This is a genomic window from Marinomonas sp. ATLA20, from assembly GCF_057180105.1.
On sequence record NZ_JBXUKU010000009.1, the window covers coordinates 87147 to 106811 of the forward strand.

At 43.1% G+C, this 19665-nt stretch carries 19 protein-coding genes and 1 riboswitch; of the genes, 15 read left to right on the forward strand and 4 right to left on the reverse strand.

Translation table 11 applies throughout. From position 1 onward, the window contains the following. The first annotated feature begins 2 nt into the window (after window positions 1-2). The 4 genes from rplM (at window position 3) to AC2A4J_RS15195 (ending at window position 2336) form a co-directional block, all read left to right on the forward strand. A complete protein-coding gene (rplM, locus tag AC2A4J_RS15180; RefSeq protein ID WP_113917669.1) occupies window positions 3-431 on the forward strand; it encodes a 50S ribosomal protein L13 in 429 nt (142 codons plus the stop codon). 14 nt (window positions 432-445) lie between these two features. After that, on the forward strand, window positions 446-838 hold the full coding sequence (gene rpsI, locus AC2A4J_RS15185) for a 30S ribosomal protein S9 (protein WP_255829024.1): 393 nt from the start codon (window positions 446-448) through the stop codon (window positions 836-838). 398 nt (window positions 839-1236) lie between these two features. Further along, window positions 1237-1869 carry a glutathione S-transferase N-terminal domain-containing protein gene (locus tag AC2A4J_RS15190; RefSeq protein ID WP_255829025.1) on the forward strand — a complete coding sequence of 211 codons (633 nt, stop codon included), beginning with the start codon at window positions 1237-1239 and terminating at the stop codon, window positions 1867-1869. A gap of 89 nt (window positions 1870-1958) precedes the next feature. After that, window positions 1959-2336, forward strand: a complete 378-nt coding sequence (locus AC2A4J_RS15195) for a ClpXP protease specificity-enhancing factor (RefSeq protein WP_484176628.1) — start codon at window positions 1959-1961, stop codon at window positions 2334-2336. Window positions 2337-2428: 92 nt separating this feature from the next. Here AC2A4J_RS15195 and AC2A4J_RS15200 read toward each other — a convergent pair whose 3' ends face one another. The 3 genes from AC2A4J_RS15200 to AC2A4J_RS15210 are packed head-to-tail and all read right to left on the reverse strand — an operon-like array spanning window position 2429 to window position 5134. Next, the gene (locus AC2A4J_RS15200) at window positions 2429-3022 is read right to left on the reverse strand and encodes an SIS domain-containing protein (protein WP_100188409.1); all 594 of its coding nucleotides are present in this window, start codon (window positions 3020-3022) and stop codon (window positions 2429-2431) included. Window positions 3023-3027: 5 nt separating this feature from the next. Next, window positions 3028-3411 carry a YraN family protein gene (locus AC2A4J_RS15205; RefSeq protein WP_255824837.1) on the reverse strand — a complete coding sequence of 128 codons (384 nt, stop codon included), beginning with the start codon at window positions 3409-3411 and terminating at the stop codon, window positions 3028-3030. Continuing rightward, window positions 3362-5134 (reverse strand): penicillin-binding protein activator, encoded by a 1773-nt coding sequence (locus AC2A4J_RS15210; RefSeq protein WP_484176629.1) that lies wholly within the window; start codon window positions 5132-5134, stop codon window positions 3362-3364. Before AC2A4J_RS15210 ends, AC2A4J_RS15205 begins: the two co-directional genes overlap by 50 nt. Window positions 5135-5247: 113 nt before the next feature. Here AC2A4J_RS15210 and rsmI point away from each other — a divergent pair, with 113 nt between their 5' ends. The 7 genes from rsmI to AC2A4J_RS15245 all read left to right on the forward strand — a co-directional run bounded on the left by rsmI (window position 5248) and on the right by AC2A4J_RS15245 (window position 12883). After that, entirely contained in the window at window positions 5248-6108 is an 861-nt protein-coding gene (gene rsmI / locus AC2A4J_RS15215; RefSeq protein ID WP_114412864.1) for a 16S rRNA (cytidine(1402)-2'-O)-methyltransferase, read from the forward strand. A gap of 76 nt (window positions 6109-6184) precedes the next feature. Continuing rightward, window positions 6185-6289: riboswitch (TPP riboswitch) on the forward strand. Window positions 6290-6470: 181 nt separating this feature from the next. Then, window positions 6471-8498, forward strand: a complete 2028-nt coding sequence (gene thiC, locus AC2A4J_RS15220; protein ID WP_484176630.1) for a phosphomethylpyrimidine synthase ThiC — start codon at window positions 6471-6473, stop codon at window positions 8496-8498. A gap of 15 nt (window positions 8499-8513) precedes the next feature. Next, a complete protein-coding gene (thiE, locus tag AC2A4J_RS15225) occupies window positions 8514-10049 on the forward strand; it encodes a thiamine phosphate synthase (RefSeq protein ID WP_484176631.1) in 1536 nt (511 codons plus the stop codon). Then, window positions 10046-10243: a sulfur carrier protein ThiS gene (thiS, locus tag AC2A4J_RS15230; protein ID WP_484176632.1), complete on the forward strand. Its 198-nt coding sequence runs from the start codon at window positions 10046-10048 to the stop codon at window positions 10241-10243. The genes thiE and thiS overlap by 4 nt, the downstream gene beginning before the upstream one ends. A 1-nt stretch (window position 10244) precedes the next feature. Beyond that, a complete protein-coding gene (locus tag AC2A4J_RS15235; protein ID WP_484176633.1) occupies window positions 10245-11021 on the forward strand; it encodes a thiazole synthase in 777 nt (258 codons plus the stop codon). Further along, a complete protein-coding gene (gene thiH, locus AC2A4J_RS15240; RefSeq protein ID WP_484176634.1) occupies window positions 11018-12190 on the forward strand; it encodes a 2-iminoacetate synthase ThiH in 1173 nt (390 codons plus the stop codon). Before AC2A4J_RS15235 ends, thiH begins: the two co-directional genes overlap by 4 nt. Window positions 12191-12400: 210 nt before the next feature. After that, the gene (locus AC2A4J_RS15245) at window positions 12401-12883 is read left to right on the forward strand and encodes a Spy/CpxP family protein refolding chaperone (protein WP_484176635.1); all 483 of its coding nucleotides are present in this window, start codon (window positions 12401-12403) and stop codon (window positions 12881-12883) included. A gap of 163 nt (window positions 12884-13046) precedes the next feature. Here the strand turns inward: AC2A4J_RS15245 and aroA are convergent, their stop codons facing one another. Beyond that, entirely contained in the window at window positions 13047-14324 is a 1278-nt protein-coding gene (gene aroA, locus AC2A4J_RS15250) for a 3-phosphoshikimate 1-carboxyvinyltransferase (RefSeq protein ID WP_484176636.1), read from the reverse strand. A 277-nt stretch (window positions 14325-14601) separates the two neighbouring features. Here aroA and AC2A4J_RS15255 point away from each other — a divergent pair, with 277 nt between their 5' ends. The 4 genes from AC2A4J_RS15255 to AC2A4J_RS15270 all read left to right on the forward strand — a co-directional run bounded on the left by AC2A4J_RS15255 (window position 14602) and on the right by AC2A4J_RS15270 (window position 19665). Next, complete coding sequence (locus AC2A4J_RS15255; protein WP_484176637.1) at window positions 14602-15501, forward strand: aldo/keto reductase; 900 nt, start codon at window positions 14602-14604, stop codon at window positions 15499-15501. Window positions 15502-15681: 180 nt separating this feature from the next. Continuing rightward, window positions 15682-16191 carry a putative pterin-binding protein gene (locus tag AC2A4J_RS15260; protein ID WP_484176638.1) on the forward strand — a complete coding sequence of 170 codons (510 nt, stop codon included), beginning with the start codon at window positions 15682-15684 and terminating at the stop codon, window positions 16189-16191. 8 nt (window positions 16192-16199) lie between these two features. Continuing rightward, the gene (locus tag AC2A4J_RS15265; RefSeq protein ID WP_484176639.1) at window positions 16200-18620 is read left to right on the forward strand and encodes an ATP-binding protein; all 2421 of its coding nucleotides are present in this window, start codon (window positions 16200-16202) and stop codon (window positions 18618-18620) included. Next, a complete protein-coding gene (locus AC2A4J_RS15270; protein WP_484176640.1) occupies window positions 18610-19665 on the forward strand; it encodes an HD domain-containing phosphohydrolase in 1056 nt (351 codons plus the stop codon). Before AC2A4J_RS15265 ends, AC2A4J_RS15270 begins: the two co-directional genes overlap by 11 nt.

Here is a 19665-nt window from a genome sequence, read left to right on the forward strand (position 1 = left end):
TCATGAAAACTTTTACAGCTAAACCTGCTGAAGTTCGCCGCGACTGGTTCGTGGTTGATGCTGAAGGCAAAACTCTAGGTCGCTTGGCTACTGAAATTGCTCGCCGTCTTCGCGGTAAGCATAAAGCGGAATACACTCCTCATGTTGACACTGGTGATTACATCGTTGTTATCAATGCTGAGAAAGTTCACGTTACAGGTAACAAAGCAGCTGCTAAACAATACTACCGCCATACTGGTTACCCAGGCGGCTTGCGTTCTATGAATTTCGAGAAGTTGATTGATCACGCTCCTGAGCGCGTTCTTGAAATCGCCGTAAAAGGTATGTTGCCAAAAGGTCCTTTGGGCCGTGCAATGCACAAGAAAATGAAAGTGTACGCTGGTACTGAGCATCCACATGCTGCTCAACAGCCTCAAGCCCTTAACATTTAATACGGAAGATCATTATGTCAGCTACTCAATACTACGGTACAGGTCGTCGTAAAACGTCTACCGCTCGTGTGTTCCTTAAAGCGGGTTCTGGTAACCTAGTTATCAATAACCGTACTCTTTCTCAGTACTTCGGTCGTGAAACGGCTCAAATGGTTGTTCGTCAGCCTCTTGAACTTGTTAACGCTACTGAAAAATTTGACGTTTACATCACTGTTAAAGGTGGTGGTATCTCTGGTCAAGCTGGTGCGATCCGTCACGGTATCACACGCGCATTGATGCAATACGATGAGACTCTACGTCGTACTCTACGTTCTGCAGGATTCGTTACACGCGACTCTCGTGAAGTTGAACGTAAGAAAGTTGGTCTACGCAAAGCACGTCGTCGTCCTCAGTTCTCTAAGCGTTAATTTTCGCTTTGGAATTATTATCAAAACGCTTGGTGTTTTCGCCAAGCGTTTTTTTTGCTTGAAATAAAGCAGGTTGTAGAATTCTTGCAACAAAATGATTTTTCTAAGAAAAATTGTTTAGAAATAATGTTACAATAGATGAACTCTGAAATTCATGGTTTAGAGTTGTGTTTTTAGTTTACTGCGTATTGCTTGATAGTTGGGTTTGAAGGTTTTTCTGTATAGACCGCCAAGCGATAAGTTAAAGCCTTGTTTGATGAAAGGTACGTAAGTAAATATTCCATGAACGATTTTCTGTGTTGGCGATATCGTGTAATATTTTTGTTACTTCGTCATCATAATATAGTTTGTCCCCTCCTTTGAAGGGGATGTAGATATTTTCAATATAGGGGTTAGACATGGGTGTTATTGCAAAGCGCTCCTCAATGACGTTCTTCTCTGATGGAGAAGATCATTACAGCCATCGAGTTCGTATTGTATTGGCTGAGAAAGCCGTCACAGTGGACATCATAGATGTAGACCCGTTTAATAAGCCAGACGAGTTGGCGGATGTTAATCCATATAATGAACTACCAGCGTTAGTCGATCGTGACTTGGTTCTTTATGAGCCAAATGTGATGATGGAATATTTGGATGAGCGTTTTCCACATCCACCGTTGCTGCCTGTATATCCTGTTGCTCGTGCTGAAAGCCGTTTGTTTATGTATCGTATTCAGCGTGACTGGGCGAAACTAGTTGACTTGATTCTTACAAGTAAAGACAAAGAAGCTGTAGCTAAAGCGCAGAAAGAATTGCGTGAAGGTTTATTGAATGTTGCGCCAATTTTCGAAGAAAAACCTTATTTCATGAGCGATGAGTTTACTATCGTAGATTGTTGTTTGGCTCCGATCTTGTGGCGTTTGCCTGCTTTAGGTGTTGAGATTCCTAAAGATCAAGCAAGAGCTTTATACAAATATATGGATCTGGTTTTTGCTCGTGAGTCTTTCCAAGAAAGTCTTTCCGAAGCAGAACAAGAAATGCGTTTAGACTAAGCTGAGGCTTTATCTCGGTTTGGTTAAGTAGTAAAAGAGGAGCTTATAGCTCCTTTTTTTTACAAAATATTTATTGGGTAGGAGATAAAATGTTACCGAAGAGATCTTATTTATTAAATGCGGCTTATTCTTGGGTTGCTGATAATGATATGACACCTTATTTGTTGGTTGATGCTGAGCAGAAAGATGTCGTGGTGCCTACCGAATTCGTTAAAGATGGTCAGATAGTATTAAACATTGGTATGACTGCTGTCCGTCATTTGATCATGGATAAAGAGGCGGTTTCATTTGAGGCGCGTTTCAGTGGTCGGCCCATGCAGGTTTATGTTCCTATGCGAGCGGCCCTTGCTTTGTACGCAAAAGAGAATGGTGATGGTTTTGTGTTTCCGGATGAGGAGTTTCTTGATGAGCCCACTCCGACGCCACCAGAGCCTAAAAAAGGTTTCCAACTAAAAGTTGTGAAATAAAGCATAGCTAAACATCTTGCTATTGCTTTTCCAGAAGAAAAAAGCCGCTCTCGAGCGGCTTTTTTGTCTTAAGTTTTTGTATTGGATTAAACCTAGTCTTCGTAGCCAAATAGTTGGCGCTCAAGTAGGTCAACTAAAATATGAATGACGCTAAGTTGGCATTCGTGAACTCTGGCGGTACCGAGTAGATTGATTTTTATCTCTGTGTCGTCTTGTGAGGTCAGTGAAGAGACGTTTTTAGCTTCTGGGCTAGTCAGCGCGACTATGCTCATTTTTCGCTCGTGGGCTGCTTGTATCGCTTGTATTATGGGAGAGGTGTTGCCTCTGTTTGCAATGACGAACAATATGTCACCTTGATTGCCAAGTGCCGTGATCTGCTTTGAGAAGACGTCGTGGTAGCTATCGTTGTGGGTAATGGCTAATAGTGCGGAGCCTTCACCACTTAAATTAATAGCGGGTAGGCCAGGGCGCTCTCTGTCCATTCTGTCCAGCATCAATGTACTGAAATACTGAGATAGGTGAGAGCCAGTACTGTTGCCGATGCAAATGACTTTCCCGCCAGACGCAATGCTTGAAAAAATCACTTTTGCAGCATGTTCAATGTAAGGCGGTAAGCTTTCCAGAGCTTGTTGTTGTGCTTCAAAACTCTGGGCAAATTGTGTGTAGATTGCTTCTTGAAAATCCATAGTGGTTAAAATACTGCTTTAAGCCAAGTTAAATGTTGAGAGTCTATTTTTTCGTCAAATAATATCGCATCGAAGCGACTTGCATTGTTTACTTTATTGTTCTTTTGTAGCCATAAAGCAGCGCTATTGCGAACTTTTTTAAGCTTTGATTGCCCGAGGCTTTCAGCGGCACTTCCATGGGCATTGTTTGCTCGGAAGCGAACCTCTACAAAAACATAGGTGTTTTGATCTTTAAAGATTAAATCAATTTCCCCGATACGGCAGAAGTAGTTTCTTTCTACAAACCGAAGCCCTTGCTCTAATAGAAAGGCTTCGGCTGCTTGTTCTGCTTTCTCGCCGTTATTTTTCGGCTTTTTCCTTTTGTTCAAAAAACTGCTGACTGCTCGCATATACCAAATTTCCTTTTCGGTAAGTCATGATTTCAGGTCTTTTATGAAATATGCCATTTTCATCCATGGTGATAATGCCAGTATTTGCTGAAATTTTAGTGCTTGGAAGCAATGTGAACAGCTGGTATTTATTTGCCAATAAGTACGAGTCAGCTCCTAGCGCTTGTAGTCTGCGTAAAATATTTGAACTCTGATTTTTAGGCAAAACTTCAAGTGAAGTGTTCTTTGGTGTAAGGGCCGGTGCTTCAGTGAATAGTATGCGTTCTATGTCTTCTGGTTTTGTTGATCTTTCGGGTGCGCTGTCATTCAAAGTGCTGCTGGCTAACATAGGTATTTTGTCAGCGAAATAGAAATCTAAAAGCGGTCTAATTTGTTTGGCATCATTGAGTTTGCCAATGTAATAGACATAATCTAAATCTTCACGAGACCTTGCTATGCTGTCTACGTTGGTTCCAATCCATTTTTCGATAGATCTCTTGCGAGCATAGCTTTCGGTGACCAATAGTAATTTTTGAATCGCATCTTGTCTGCCTCGTGGGGTGTTCGCGTAAGACTGATTGGATGTGATAGTGACATTTTCTTTGGCGGCTTCAGCACGAAATTCATCGCTTTGTTTTAGAGCCCAAGTATCTTGTGTGCTTAAAATGGCGGCTTTGGTTGCCCCTTCTTGTTTGGCAAAGGCGATGAGTTCATGTATTTCATCTTCAGCATTTAAAGAGAAATGATACAGATTTTTAGGATGCTGATTAATATCGAGCTGATTAAGCGCGATAACAGGGTAAGGTAACTCTAGGCGACTTACTTGAGCAACGTTGTTTTTTTGCAAAGGTCCAATAATGACGTCAGGCTGTTGCTCGTTGGCTGCGTTGAGTGCTTCTTGGATAGTCGCATAGTCATCAACGTTGACGACATGAATTTCTGGCCTAGCTTGATTTTGCTTGTAGAAAGAGGCAAAGAAGCCATCAACAATAGCTTGGGATGCGCGTTCTAACTTCCCGCTCATTGGTAACATCAAGACGATCTTTTTAGGCGCCATCTGTTCAACGGAAGCCATTATTTCAAAATCTTGTGGTGGCGAAAGGGCGGCTGGGTGATTTGGATTTTCAGCTTGCCACTTTTTGAACATCTTAAGTTGTTGTTCAATGGACAGGGTTTGATTTCTTAATATGCTGCTGATTGTAAGCCAGCCATTAAGTAGAGGCTTTTGCTGCTGAAATAATTCGTCCACTTCATTTTGAGTCAGGTTTTGGATCGCCATCCATAATTTTGCTTGATTTTCTTCGCCTTCGTTAAGAGGAAGGTTGTAGGTTAAATCCATGCGAAGGTCGACGACTTCTAGCCAATTTCCAAAATGTTCAAGGATGGATGCTCTTGTTTCTTTAAGTTTATTTTGATTGTCCGGATGGCGCGCAGCAATAAGCTGATTCGCTTGCTCTAGATAGCTTTTAGATTCAATTGAATCATCTAGGTAAGACGCAGACAAAGCAGCTAATAAATAGGCTTCAAATTGAATAGAAGAAGGCGTTGTTAAAAGCTTGTCTTCTAAAATATCAATGGCCTGTTGAAACTCACCTTGCTCATACAGATTTTTGGCAGAGAGGTAAGCATCGGCCAGCGCTTTGGAAACATCGGTTGTTTTTTTTGGGTGATAAATACTAGGCGGCAAAGTTCTTTCTTGTGAACCGCTATTTTTTGCTTGGACCCTGTTTTGTGGCTGCTCCATATTTAAATTCATGGAATTACAGGCGCTTAGCAGAAAAGTACAAAGAGTTAATGATATGATGCGGTAATTAATTAGGCTCATAAGCTTATAAAATGACAAATAAAAGAGGCAACATGGTACCACATAGTTCTGATGATGCGAGAGGGTCGCTGTACATAGTTGCCACTCCAATTGGCAATCTAGATGATTTCAGTAAGAGAGCAGAGCAAACTTTACGCGATGTAGACTATATAGCCGCAGAAGACACTCGACACACTCGCCGCTTGCTCAATCATTTTGCGATTGAAGCTAAGCTATTTTCAATTCACGATCACAATGAAAAAGATAAAGCTAACTACGTTGCCAGCTTACTAGAGGAAGGCAAAAATGTTGCCCTAGTCTCTGATGCGGGTACGCCACTTATTTCAGATCCTGGCTATCACGTGGTGCATGCATTACGAGAGCAAGGTCATAAAGTCGTGCCGATCCCTGGTGCTTGCGCGTTGATTTCAGCATTGTGTGCTTCTGGTTTGCCTACCGATCAGTTCTTTTTTGCTGGCTTTGTTCCTGCTAAATCCAAAGGTCGTTGTGACTTGTTTGAATCTTGGAAGAAGCAAACTGGCACCGTGGTTTTTTATGAATCTACTCACCGAGTTTATGACTCCATTGCGGATGTACAAAAAGTCTATGGTGAGGATGCTCAGCTGGTTTTAGCACGGGAAGTAACGAAAACATTTGAGACATTTTTATCCGGAACGGCCTCTGAAATACTTGCCAAGTTCGATGCAGATGCTAACCAAATGCGTGGTGAGTTTGTCGTTATGCTGAGTTTTACGCAAGAGAGCGGTAATGAAGCCGAATTAGAAGCGAAGCGTATTCTGACGATTTTGCTAGAAGATTTACCGGTTAAGCAAGCGGCAGCTATGGCGGCGAAATTAACGGGTGAGAAGAAAAATTACCTCTATAAAATGGCGCTGGAAATGCAAGCCGAGTAGTTTTTCGTTGATTGGTTCCTCAAACACTTGCTGAAAATGTGGGTGTTTACATTCCGATAAGACTGGGTATACTCAGCCCTACTTGTCGGAGTGCCATTTGGCTGAGATCGCATAATTAAATGCGGGATCCGCAGAACCTGATCGGGCTAATACCCGCGTAGGAAACAAGAAAGTCTCTATTTTTCTTTTCTGCATCGAATGAACTCCTGATTTTTATGGAATCGATGCGGTCATATGTCTACAGCATCCTTTCCTAATAAAATTCAGGGTTCATGTTTTGCAAATTAACGCCAGTAGTGCGTTTGCCTGTAAAACAGCACCCCAGACAAGCAATTCTCCATTTTTTAAATAAGGGAAGTGCTATGTCGACTACGAATAAACCTCAAAAAAAACCAAGCAAATTGTCTAAAAAACAGACTCGAGAAGAAACGCGCCAAGCCGCCAAGTCTTTTATCGAATCATTACAAGCCAAGCCTTTTCCAGCGTCTGAGCGCATATATTTGAGCGGATCAGACGATTCGATTCGCGTTCCTATGCGTAAGATCAACTTAACCGATACACCGATTGGTTCTGATCCAGATAACCTGACTTTCGAACCCAATGAAGCCATCTATGTTTACGATTGTTCTGGTCCATATGCGGATCCGCACGAAAATATCGATGTGTATCGTGGTTTGGCGCCAATGCGTGCTTCTTGGATCGACAAGCGCAATGACTCCGAGGTGTTGCCCAGTGTGTCGTCAGAATTTGCGCAATCACGTTTAGAAAACTCGGCTCTGGATGAATTGCGTTTTAAAGAGTTACCTAAAGTACGCAAAGCGCGCCAAGGCAAGTGTGTGACGCAAATGCATTACGCTCGACAAGGTATTGTTACGCCAGAAATGGAATACATCGCTTTACGTGAAAATCAAAATATTGATGCAATCAAGAGCGAATTATTATTGAAGCAGCACCCAGGTCAAAGCTTTGGGGCGAATCTACAAACACGCATTACGCCAGAGTTTGTTCGTGATGAAGTGGCAAGAGGTCGCGCCATCATTCCAAACAACATTAATCATCCAGAATCTGAGCCCATGATCATTGGTCGTAATTTTTTAGTGAAGGTGAACGCCAACATTGGTAACTCTGCCGTGACGTCTTCCATTGAAGAAGAAGTAGAAAAACTGGTGTGGTCAACTCGTTGGGGCGCAGACACTGTGATGGATCTATCGACCGGTAAAAACATTCATGAAACGCGTGAATGGATCTTGCGTAACTCGCCCGTGCCAATTGGCACCGTACCTATTTATCAAGCTTTGGAAAAAGTCGATGGCGTGGCCGAAAATCTTAACTGGGACGTGTTTCGCGATACCTTGATCGAGCAAGCGGAGCAGGGCGTGGATTACTTTACTATTCATGCCGGCGTTTTGCTGCGCTATGTGCCCATGACGGCGAAACGCCTGACGGGCATCGTGTCTCGCGGTGGTTCTATCATGGCGAAATGGTGTTTGGCGCACCATACAGAAAGCTTCTTGTACGAGCGCTTCCGCGAGATTTGTGAGTTGTGCGCGCAATACGATGTGGCCTTGTCGCTTGGTGATGGCTTGCGTCCGGGGTCTATCATGGATGCCAATGACGAAGCACAAATGTCGGAACTTCGCACCTTGGGCGAGTTGACAAAAATCGCTTGGGAGTACGATGTGCAAGTGATGATCGAAGGGCCGGGGCACGTGCCAATGCAGCTTATCGAAGAGAATATGACCGAGCAGCTGAAGCATTGTCACGAAGCACCCTTTTACACGTTAGGGCCATTAACACAAGACATTGCTCCGGGTTACGATCACATCACGTCTGGTATTGGGGCAGCGCAAATCGGTTGGTATGGCTGTGCCATGTTGTGCTACGTGACGCCAAAAGAGCATCTTGGGTTGCCAAACAAAGAAGACGTTAAGCAAGGCTTAATTACCTATAAAATCGCAGCTCATGCAGCGGATTTGGCCAAGGGTCATCCTGGGGCGCAAATTCGAGACAACGCCTTATCGAAAGCACGGTTTGAGTTTCGTTGGGAAGATCAGTTCAACCTGTCGTTAGACCCTGAAACCGCCCGTTCTTATCACGATGAAACATTGCCGCAGGCCTCTGGTAAAGTTGCGCATTTCTGTTCCATGTGCGGGCCAAAATTCTGTTCGATGAAAATCACCCAAGAAGTTCGCGACTATGCAAAAGGGCTAGAGAGTGCAAAAGAGTTAGAAGGCACACAGGCAATCGATGTGAGTGCTTTAGAAGCGAACACCGGTATGCAGCAAATGTCTGAGCATTTTCGTGAACTAGGCAGTGATGTCTACTTAGCCACAGATAAGTTAACCACAGATAAATTAACGTCAAATAAATCAAAAGAAGAATCGCTGTAAGCGAAAGGAGGATATATGTCTATAAAACCTCCTGTGGTCTGGTGCGTGGGCGAGTCGGACTCGTCCGCCCACACTGGACTTCAAGTGGATTTACACACAGGGCAAGATTTAGGTTGCCACGTGCAAACCATCGTCACTTGCATCACAGCGCAAAACTCCAAAGAAGTGCGCATCGTCGAGCCTGTTTCTTTGTCCATGTTCGATGAGCAGTGGCAAACCTTGCTCGACGACGTACCGCCAGATGCTATTAAAGTGAGCTTGCTACCATCCATTGAGATAGTAAAAGCCTGCTCGATTTGGTTGAAGCGTATTAAAGCAGACTTTCCTACTGTGTTGGTTGTCTTTGATCCCGTAATAGCGGCGAGCTGCGAGTCGGGAAACCTGTTGCAGCAAGACTCAGTCGCAGCGTCTTTATTGGAATCAGTGCTGCCTTATGTGGATGTCATTACACCCAATTTGATGGAGTTTGAACGGCTGACAGGTTTATCAGCTCAACAGTCAGTGGTTGATATACAAGGTCAGTTGGCTGCGTATTTATCGTCGTCCAAGTGTGCTTGGTTGCTGAAATCAGGTCAATTAGATTCAGAGAAGGCAACAGGCTGGCTAGTGAACCGGGATTCTATCATTGGTTTCGCATGCGAAAGACTGGTTGTACAAAACACCCGTGGCACAGGCAACGCCTTGTCGATAGCGCTGGCTGGCTTTATCGCTCATGGCTACGATCTTTTAGATGCGATGACTATGGCGCAAGCTTATATCACTGGAGCCTTGAAAACAGGCGTGCAAATAGGCAAAGGAACTGGTTCATTGGGTCGACCTGGTTGGCCGCTTCAGATTGAAAACCTTCCAGCGATTGTTTCACCAAACATGAACACAAAGGCTTCAACAACGCTGCCTTTTGCCAAGATGGACCTCAAAAAAATGGGCTTGTATCCCGTTGTTGATTCTGTGGATTGGTTGGAACGAGTGTTAAAGCAAGGCGTGAAAATCGCTCAGTTGCGCATCAAAGACCCTGACGACGCAGATCTAGAAAGTAAAATCCAACAGGCGATTGCCTTGGGTAAAGAGTACGACGCGCAAGTCTTTATTAATGACTATTGGCAGCAGGCCATCGCTTTTGGCGCTTATGGCATTCATCTCGGTCAGGAAGATTTGGAGATGGCGGATTTAGCGAAAATCCAAGCTGCAGGGCTGCGACTCGGCATCAGTACCCATGGCTACTATGAAATTGCTCGAGCTCAATCTATCCAACCAAGCTACATTGCTTTGGGTCATATTTTTCCAACACAAACCAAAGATATGCCATCTCAGCCACAAGGCTTAAGTCGACTGGTCCATTACGCAACTTTATTAAAAGGCGCGTTTCCGACTGTGGCCATTGGTGGTATCAATGCCGAGAGATTGCCGAGCGTTACGCATACGGGCGTCGATAGTGTTGCCTTGGTGACAGCCATCACTAAAGCGATTGATCCAGAAGCAGCGACACAATTACTCATTAGGTCGTTTGAACAGCACTCGAACACTCAAAGAAATAAAGGAGGCGAGCAATGAAGATTATGTTGAACGATGCGTCTCATGAGTTTGTTGGAGAGACGCTCCAAGATTTGCTTACTCAATTAGGCAAAAGCGAGCAGTGTATTGCCATTGCGATTAACCAGCAAGTGGTGCCAAAAAGCTTGTGGTCTAGTACGGAGCTGAATGAGCAGAGTCAGGTATTTATTTTTGAATCGATTGCAGGAGGCTAATATGTCGTCTTTATTTATTGCTGGACACGAATTTCATTCTCGGCTTTTTACCGGAACTGGCAAGTACGCCAGTGCCGATGCCATGATGGATTCTTTAAACGCTAGTGAGAGTGAGTTAGTCACGTTATCGTTACGTCGTATGGATTTAAAAAATCAGACGGACAACATTCTTCAGCCTTTGCTGCAACAGGGGATGAAATTATTGCCTAATACGTCTGGTGCGCGCACCGCGAAAGAAGCGGTATTTGCCGCTGAACTTGCTCGTGAGGCATTAGAAACCAATTGGGTGAAGTTGGAGATTCATCCTGATCCGCGTTATTTGATGCCAGATGGTATGGAAACCCTATTGGCCGCTGAAGAGTTGATCAAAAAAGGCTTTGTGGTGATGCCTTATGTTCATGCCGACCCTGTGCTTTGTAAGCGATTAGAAGAAGTAGGCTGTCAATGTGTCATGCCGCTGGGGTCGCCTATTGGTTCCAATATGGGGTTGGCGAGTCGTCCTTTTCTGGAAATTATCATTGAGCAAAGTAGGGTGCCAGTGATTGTGGATGCAGGGATTGGTGCGCCATCTGATGCTGCTTTAGCGATGGAAATTGGTGCCGATGCGGTGTTGGTAAATACGGCCATGGCCGTCGCTAAGCAACCGGCTCAAATGGGCAAGGCCTTCAGGCTTGCTGTGGAAGCAGGGCGAATGGCTTATGAATCGGGCTTGGGTGAAAAGCGAGTTCAGGCGAATGCCACCAGTCCTTTGACGGACTTCATTGGGGCTCTGTCATGATGGAAGAAGTCAGTCAAAAAATTCGCATGCTTGAACAAAGCCCTGCTACGAAAGGTCAATTCAGCGAGTTTGTTGAAAATGCCGATTGGCAGGAAGTAACACGGTCGCATCAAGAAAAAACAGAGCCAGATGTGTTGCGGGCCTTGAGCAAAAGCAAATTGGATGTGGAAGATTTTTCAGCCTTGATTTCCCCTGTCGCAGAGCCGTATTTGCTGGAAATGGTGGCGAAAAGCGAACAGCTTACTTTGCAGCGCTTTGGCAATACGGTGAGTTTGTTTGCACCTTTGTATTTGTCTAATACGTGCGCGAATGAATGTACCTATTGTGGTTTTTCTATGAGCAATGCGATTAAGCGTCTCACTTTAAATGAAGCTCAGCTAGAAAAAGAAGTCGCGGCGATTAAAGATAAAGGCTTTGATCATATTCTCCTGGTGACAGGAGAAACCAATAAAGTCTCTATGCCTTACTTTGAGCGCATGATTCCGCTTATCAAACCGCATTTTAGTCAGCTCTCGATGGAAGTGCAGCCATTGGATGCTAGCGAATATAAGCGACTGCAGGATATTGGCTTAGATGGCGTGCTGGTTTATCAAGAAACTTATCGACGTAAAACCTATCTTGAACATCATTTACGTGGCAATAAATCCAACTTTAATTATCGTCTCGACGCGCCAGATCGAATCGGGCAAGCGGGTATTCATAAAATTGGCTTGGGTGTGTTACTTGGCTTGGAGGATTGGCGCACGGACTCCGTGATGATGGCGCATCATCTTCGGCATTTGCAAAAGCGTTACTGGAGCAGCCGATTTAGCGTGGCGTTTCCGCGTATTCGCCCTTGTGAAGGCGGTATTGTTCCTAAATCTGTCATCTCGGATCGTCAGTTGGTTCAACTTGTTGCGGCGTGGCGCTTGTTTGATCGGGACTTAGAGATGAGCTTGTCTACCCGCGAATCCCCTGAATTTCGCCATCATGCTGTGCGTATGGGCTTTACTACTATGAGTGCGGAATCTAAAACGCAACCTGGCGGTTATGCGGACGATTCTCAAGAGGCTCTGGAACAATTTGAGATCAGTGATGATCGCCCAGTTACGGAAATTATGGCGATGATTCGTCAGCAGGGGCGCGAAGTGGTTTGGAAAGACTGGGACCCTGCGCTTTCAAATGGGTAAAAAGTGGATGAAGCGTCAAGCAATTCATTACTACTTCTAAGAATATGTTCGGGCTTACTCGGTTAATAGGCAAAATTCGTGAATGCGCACTTTCCCTTACGCTCTCATGACAAGTTGTGCATCTCGATTCACTCTCTTTGACACTGTTTGACATAGAAATAGACATAATAGATTTCATCCAAACAGGAAATAGAGCTTAAGGAGCCAACTATGTTTAATCGTAAAAAAGCAGGAATGATGGGTGTTATCGGTTTGAGTGCCGCGATTATAACCGGTGTAGCCGTTAGTGCTTATGCTGAAACAAAATCACCCGAAGGTGATGTTGCTAAAGGCCAAGCCGCTCAGGAAGCTCCAATTAATGCCGTTCCAAGTCATGAGCAACTTGCTAGCCGCATGGCTCAGCAGCTTGGTTTAGATGAGAAAACGCAAGCAAAAGTGTCTGACCTTTTTGAAAAAGACGGTAAGGCGATCCGTAAAATTCAAGAGCAGCTACATAGTACTCAAGTTGAGTTAAGCAGCTTGTCCCCAAGTTCAAAAAGCTACATGGATAAAGTTGATGACCTCGCTGAGGAAAGCGGTGAGCTTACAGAAGATTTAACCATTACTTATGCAAAAAACCGTGCAGGTTTGTATGCACTGTTAACCCCACAACAGATCGAAAAACTTGAAACACCAGCACAACCACAGTCTTAAGATTTCATTGATACGTTTCCCTTTGTATTGAGAGCCTTGCCCCAGCAGTGAAATGCTGGGGCTTTTTTTTGACCAAAAAAAGCCAAATCCTTGATAGGGATTTGGCTTTTACTATTTTTGTTCAATCAAGTGGATTTTAAGAAGGTTTGTGCCTTTTAAAAACTTAGCTCGCAACGGTGTTGAACAGTTCAAAATAGGTTGGGAAGGTTTTTGATGTACAGCCCGGATCGTTGATAGTCACTGGCGTATCTGAAAAGGCAACCAACGAGAAACACATAGCAATGCGGTGATCGTTATACGTGTCAATAGCAGCATGCTGTAGTTTCTCTACTGGCGTGACTGTGATGAAGTCTTCGCCCTCAATCACGTCTGCTCCGAGTTTTTTAAGCTCGGTCGCCATTGCATACAAACGGTCGGTTTCTTTCACACGCCAGTTATAAATGTTGCGAATGGTCGTTGGGCCTTTGGCAAATAGGGCTGTTGTTGCTATGGTCATTGCCGCATCTGGGATGTGGTTCATGTCCATATCAATGCCGTTAAGTTCGTTGTGTTCGGCTTCTATCCAAGTCGGGCCGTAAGTGATGTTCGCCCCCATTTTCGCTAATACATCGGCGAATTTTACGTCGCCTTGTACGCTGTCTGTGCCTACACCGTGGACTTTAATTTTTCCACCTGCAATAGCGGCCGCTGCCAAGAAGTAAGACGCAGAAGAGGCATCACCTTCGACCATGATTTCACCTGGGCTTTGGTAAGTTTGCTGACCTTTTACCACAAATGCTTGGTAATTCAGGTTTTCTACTTCGACACCAAACTGCTTCATAGTGTGCAAAGTGATATCGATGTATGGCTTGGAAACCAGCTCGCCATCGACTTTGATGGTGAGATCGCCTTCTGCTAATGGCGCGCTCATTAGAATAGCTGTTAGGAATTGGCTTGAGATGTTGCCTTTAATAGACACTTCGCCGCCAGATAGTCCGTTGGCTTTAATGCGCAGTGGAGGGTAATTTTTTTCGCCTTCGTAAGCGATGTCGACACCCAATGCTTGCAATGCATCGACAAGATCGCCAATTGGGCGTTCGTGCATGCGTGGCTCACCATGCAGATGAAACTCACCTTTTCCTAGGCAAAGTGCTGCAGCCAAAGGGCGCATTGCAGTACCTGCGTTACCAAGGAATAAGTCACCGAAATCTGCTTGAATCGGGCCAGCAAGGCCTTCCAGTACACAGGTTGTGCCGTTATCTTCTAGAGAATAGTTGACGCCTAATTTAGTTAGGCTTTCTAGCATGCGGCGAATGTCGTCGCTGTCTAGTAGATTGGTGATTTTTGTGGTGCCTTTTGCTAGCGTTGCTAACAATAAAATGCGGTTTGAAAGGCTTTTGGAACCCGGAATTTGGATCTCTCCATTGGCTTTGGAAAGAGGGCCTAGCGTCATTGAATTCATTATTAAGTCCATCACAGTGGTGTTGTGTTTATTGTTTCGCTTTTGTGCTTACTGATGTGTCGCTGCGTGTAAATTATAAGTGTTCCATATTGTCCGCAATTTGTCCGTTGTAGGTGGTCGCGTCGCTCTTGCTTAGAGGTCAGTCTTGAATGTGTAATAGTATACCTTCGATGATGTTTCCTGTCAGTTATGCGTGTTCACTGAGTTTGCTGTTTTTTTATTAAAAGGTCTCCATTAGAATGATTGGCAATAAAATAATGACGCAGAGGAAATCTCCATGAGACATCAGTATCATCCCCTTGGTTTTGAAGGGTCACGTATCGCTCAAGGCTTTTGGCGGCTAGAAGAATGGAATATGAATTCTTCAGAAACACTAGGCTTTATAGAAGCGTGTTTAGATCTTGGTGTAACGACGTTTGATCATGCGGATATTTATGGTGGTTATCAGTGTGAAGCTTTGTTTGGCGAGGCACTAAAGCTTAAACCCGCTTTGCGAGATAAGATGGAAATCATCACTAAGTGCGGAATCTTGCTGCCTTCGGATAATCGTCCTAATATTCAGGTGCATCGATATGATTATCGCGCTGAACACATATTGGCGAGTGTCGATCAATCTTTGGCAAATTTGCAGTGTGAATATATCGATACTTTGTTATTACACCGTCCAAGCCCTTTGATGGATGCGGATGAGGTCGCACAGGCGTTTGATTTGTTATTTACACTCGGTAAAGTTAAACACTTTGGCGTGTCCAATTTTACTTCTCGTCAATTTGACTTGTTGCAGTCTCGGCTTGATGCGCCTTTGATCATCAATCAGGTGGAATTGTCACCACTTGCGTTGCAGCACTTTGAAGATGGCACATTAGATCATGTGCAACAGCATGCGGTAACGCCTATGGCATGGTCGCCTTTTGCTGGTGGCGAGCTGTTTTCTGGAACCAGTGAGAAAGCTAAACGTGTTCAAGCTGTGTTGGGTGAGTTAGCTCAAGATAAAAACTGTACTGCTGATCAAATTGTAGTTGCTTGGTTATTGCGTCATCCGGCTGGCATTTGTCCTGTAATGGGGTCTGGAAAGATTGATCGTTTAGCTGTCGCAGTAGACGCAATGTCAACACAGCTTAGTGATGATGATTGGTTTAGGATTTGGATTGCTTCTCAAGGTCACCCCGTACCTTAATTGATTGTTAGTAATAAGTTTTTACTACAAAAAAAGCTGCATTTGCAGCTTTTTTTGTATCTATTGTGCTGCCTTTGTTTTTCTAGGTGTAGAAAGCGTGTCGTTTCGTAAATGACCAGCGAATATCGCTAATCCTTTTACTATACTGCACTGATATTAATCCATCTTGAGGTGTTTGGAATGAAGTCGTATTTCGTCATTGGAATGGTGTTATTTGGAGTGTTTGGATTTACTAATTTGCAAGCGGATGATTTATCTAAACCAACGGGAACGGTAATTCTTACGATTACTGGAAATATCACCAACACTAATGCTGATGGAAATAAAGCAGAATTTGACCGCGATATGCTGATGAACTTAGAAGTGATGAATCAGCGTACTATGACACCTTGGAGTGAGGGCGTTGATTTGTATCGTGGGCCTTTATTGCGTTCTGTAATGGCCGCGGTGGGCGCAAAGACAGATGAGCTATCAGTAACCGCATTAAATGATTACAGTGCTGAAGTGCCAAGGAAAGATGGTGAAGAGTACGATGTGATTCTCGCGATGGAAATGAATGGTAAGGTGATGAGTGTAAGGGATAAAGGCCCCATCTTTCTGCTTTATCCATTCAGTGATGAGCCTAACTTAAATAACGAAGTGATTCACAATCGGTCTGTATGGCAAATAAAGTCGATAAACGTTGAGTAAGTTTTATTATGCGCTTGCCTAAATCTTCTATTGTGAACCGCCAACAAAAGAAATCATCACCCTTTCTTTTGTTGGCGGTTGCTGCGTTCATTTTTATGGGGGCCGCTATATTGATTTTTACCGAATTGGTCGACCGTCAAAAAATCATGCTGTCTGCTGTAGAAGAAGATGCACTCTGGGCTGCTTACCAATTAGATAGAGAAACGCTAAAACTCAGAAATTCACTGAAGTTACTCGAAGATGATTTTAGTGATGATCGCCTTAATGAAGCGAGAATGCGCTTCGACATTCTCTATAGTCGCGTAAATATTTTAGAAAAAGGTCAGCTAAGAGTTTTGTTTGATCGACTGGATAATTCTGATCAATTGATGAAGACTCTTAAGAGTGAAGTGACGGAGATTGACCGCCTCCTTTTTGTTGAGAAATCATTAATAAATATTGAGAATTTGTTGGATAGAAGCAATTTCTTATTAAAAGAAACAGAAGGTGTTGTATTAAGTACATTGACATCTAGGTCAAAGAATAAGGTAGAGCAGAGAGGTGACAGTCTAGCACTTTTCCTTTATTTAGGTTCGTTAATTGCTTTATTAACCATCACTATGTTTTTTATCATAGTAATGCTTTTTAATCAGTTGAAAATTGCTAAAAAATCTTTTGAAAAATCTCAAAAATTAGCTAAAGAGCTAGAGAACGCCGTTTTTTCAGCGGAAGAAGCTCTAAAAGTAAAATCGGAATTTTTAGCAACGATGAGCCATGAGATTCGTACACCAATGAATGCTATTGTTGGTTTCAGTTATTTATTATTAGATGCTGATTTAGCTGATGAACATCGAGAGAAAGTTGTTAAAATTCAGCAGTCGGCTGATGGTTTGTTGTTAATTATTAATAGCGTTTTAGATTATTCAAAAATTGAATCAGGCAAAGTAGACTTAGAAAATAGATCGTTCAGTTTAGATGATGTACTTGAGTATGTTTACCAGACTGGGGAAAATCTTGCCCAATCTAAAAAGTTAGATTTTATGATTTGTCGTGATTTTAGCCTCAATGATAAATTGATTGGTGATAAAACAAGGCTTCAGCAAATCTTAGTGAATGTGGTTGGTAATGCCATTAAGTTTACGGATCTGGGTTCAGTCAGAGTAAAAGTATATCTGTCAAAAACGCAAGAGATTGTCATTGAGGTTCAGGATACAGGGAGTGGCATACCTGACGGTGTTGATGTATTTGATGTATTCAAACAAGCGGACAGTAGTACAACAAGATTGTATGGTGGTACAGGCTTGGGATTAAGTATTACCCAAAAACTTGTTGGCTTGCTTGGTGGTCATATTTCTTTCAAAAGTGTGTTAAATGAGGGGTGTATTTTTACGATTAAGCTTCCTTACCATCCAGATTCGGAAACGGATTTATTGCATTCAGAACATGTGACTATTCTTGAAGATGATGCTGAAATAGCCTCATTGCTTTCAGACCTAAATGTTAATCATATCACTTCATTAAAACTATCTGACCTAGGTGAATCGCAACTGTCAATCATTGCTGGAGGTCATTGGTTGGCCGATACTGGCACGGTTTCTGAGCAACTAAAAGGTTTTGAAAATCGTATTCTATTCTTAGAGGGTCGTGATTTAGGTGTGTCCAATTTTTTAATGACAGGGCTTGTTACACCGTCGAATATACATAAAAAAATAGTCGCTTTAAGCTCAGGTGAAGAAGGGGCAAAGAATAGAAAGTCTTTTGACGTTGCTTCGGATAATAAGAATTTTTTCAAAAGTAAAACGATTTTGTTAGCTGAAGATAATAAAATCAACGCCAATATAGTGAAAGCGATTATTGAAAAGCTAGGGGCGTCTGTAGATTGGGTTGAAAATGGAAAAGAGGCGTATGAAAAATCTCTGGCAGGGACTTATGATTTAATTCTAATGGATATTAGAATGCCTATAATGGATGGCTATGAAGCGAGCGAAAAAATTTATAGCTCCTTATGTGGTAAAAAACCACCTATTCTTTTTTTAACAGCGGATACATTAAGTTTAAAGTTAGAGAGTTTAAGTCAGATAGGCATCGATGATGTTTTGTTTAAGCCATTAGATCCATATCTTTTGATTGAGAAACTTGAATTCTGGATCGTGAAGTATCGCTTTAATGCATTATCTAAAGAGCCATCTTGCCAAAATGGCAATGATTTGACGCCGCTTTGGCCTGTCATTGAGAGGTTAGAGTCTTTATTGGAAAATGGAGATTCAGCATCTGAAATGTTGATTCGAAACATTATTGAGGATGCTTTAGATAATGACGGTGTGCATTTTTTAAAGTCCGCCTTGGAAGACATTTCGTCTTATGACTACCAAGACGCAATAAGGAAAGTGAAGGCTTTTAAACGTAGCCTTGTATCAGTGAGTTTAGAGGGAGAAGCAATTGATCAATGAGCATAAAGTAAAAAGCCAAACAGTCTCAAAAAACAAGCGTGTGCTGATTGTTGATGATGTGCCTAGAAATATTGATTTACTAAAAAATATATTATCTGAGCATTACCAAGTTCAAGTGGCTAAATGCGGAATGTTGGCGCTAGATATTGTGGACCGATCCTTACCAGATATCATATTACTAGACATTATGATGCCTGACATGAATGGTTTTGAAGTGTGTGAACGATTGAAATCGAATCCAAGAACACAAGATATTCCGGTCATCTTTTTAACGGCGATGACCGATCCTCAGCAAGAGCAGAAGGGGTTTGATGTTGGGTGTGTGGACTTCATTACTAAACCAATAACACCACTGACAACGCTTGCTCGAGTGTCTACTCATTTAAAATTGGCGGCCGAGAACCTAAGAAACAAGCAAATTATCGATGATAGAACCAGAGAGCTTGATGAGGCGCTGGAATCTGCCATTGGTATGCTTGGTGCGGTAAGTGAGCTTAATGACACCGATACTGGTGTGCATATGTGGCGAATGGCAGATTACTGTGCGGCATTGGCTAGGGCGGTAGGCTGGGAAGAATCACAGGTTGAGTTACTAAAGCTTGCGGCCCCTATGCATGATACAGGTAAGGTTGGTATCCCTCACAGTATTTTGAAATCACCAAATAAGTTAACGGATGATGAATGGGTGGTAATGCGTCAACATACGGTTATTGGGTATGAGATATTAATAAGAGGGGAGGCCCCATTATTTAAGTTGGCCGCCGAAGTCGCACTAGGTCACCACGAAAAGTGGGATGGCGAAGGATACCCATCAAAATTAAAGGGTGAAGAGATACCTCAATCCGCTCGAATTGTTGCCTTGGCCGATGTATTTGATGCATTAACTATGAAACGTCCTTACAAAAAAAGTTGGACGATAGAAGAGTCGTTTGCGCATATCCAACAAGTGGCTGGTACGCACTTTGATCCAGAGCTAGTGCGTACTTTCTTATCGATTGAAGATGAGCTGAGAGAGATAAAAGAAAAATGGGACGCTGTCGACTAG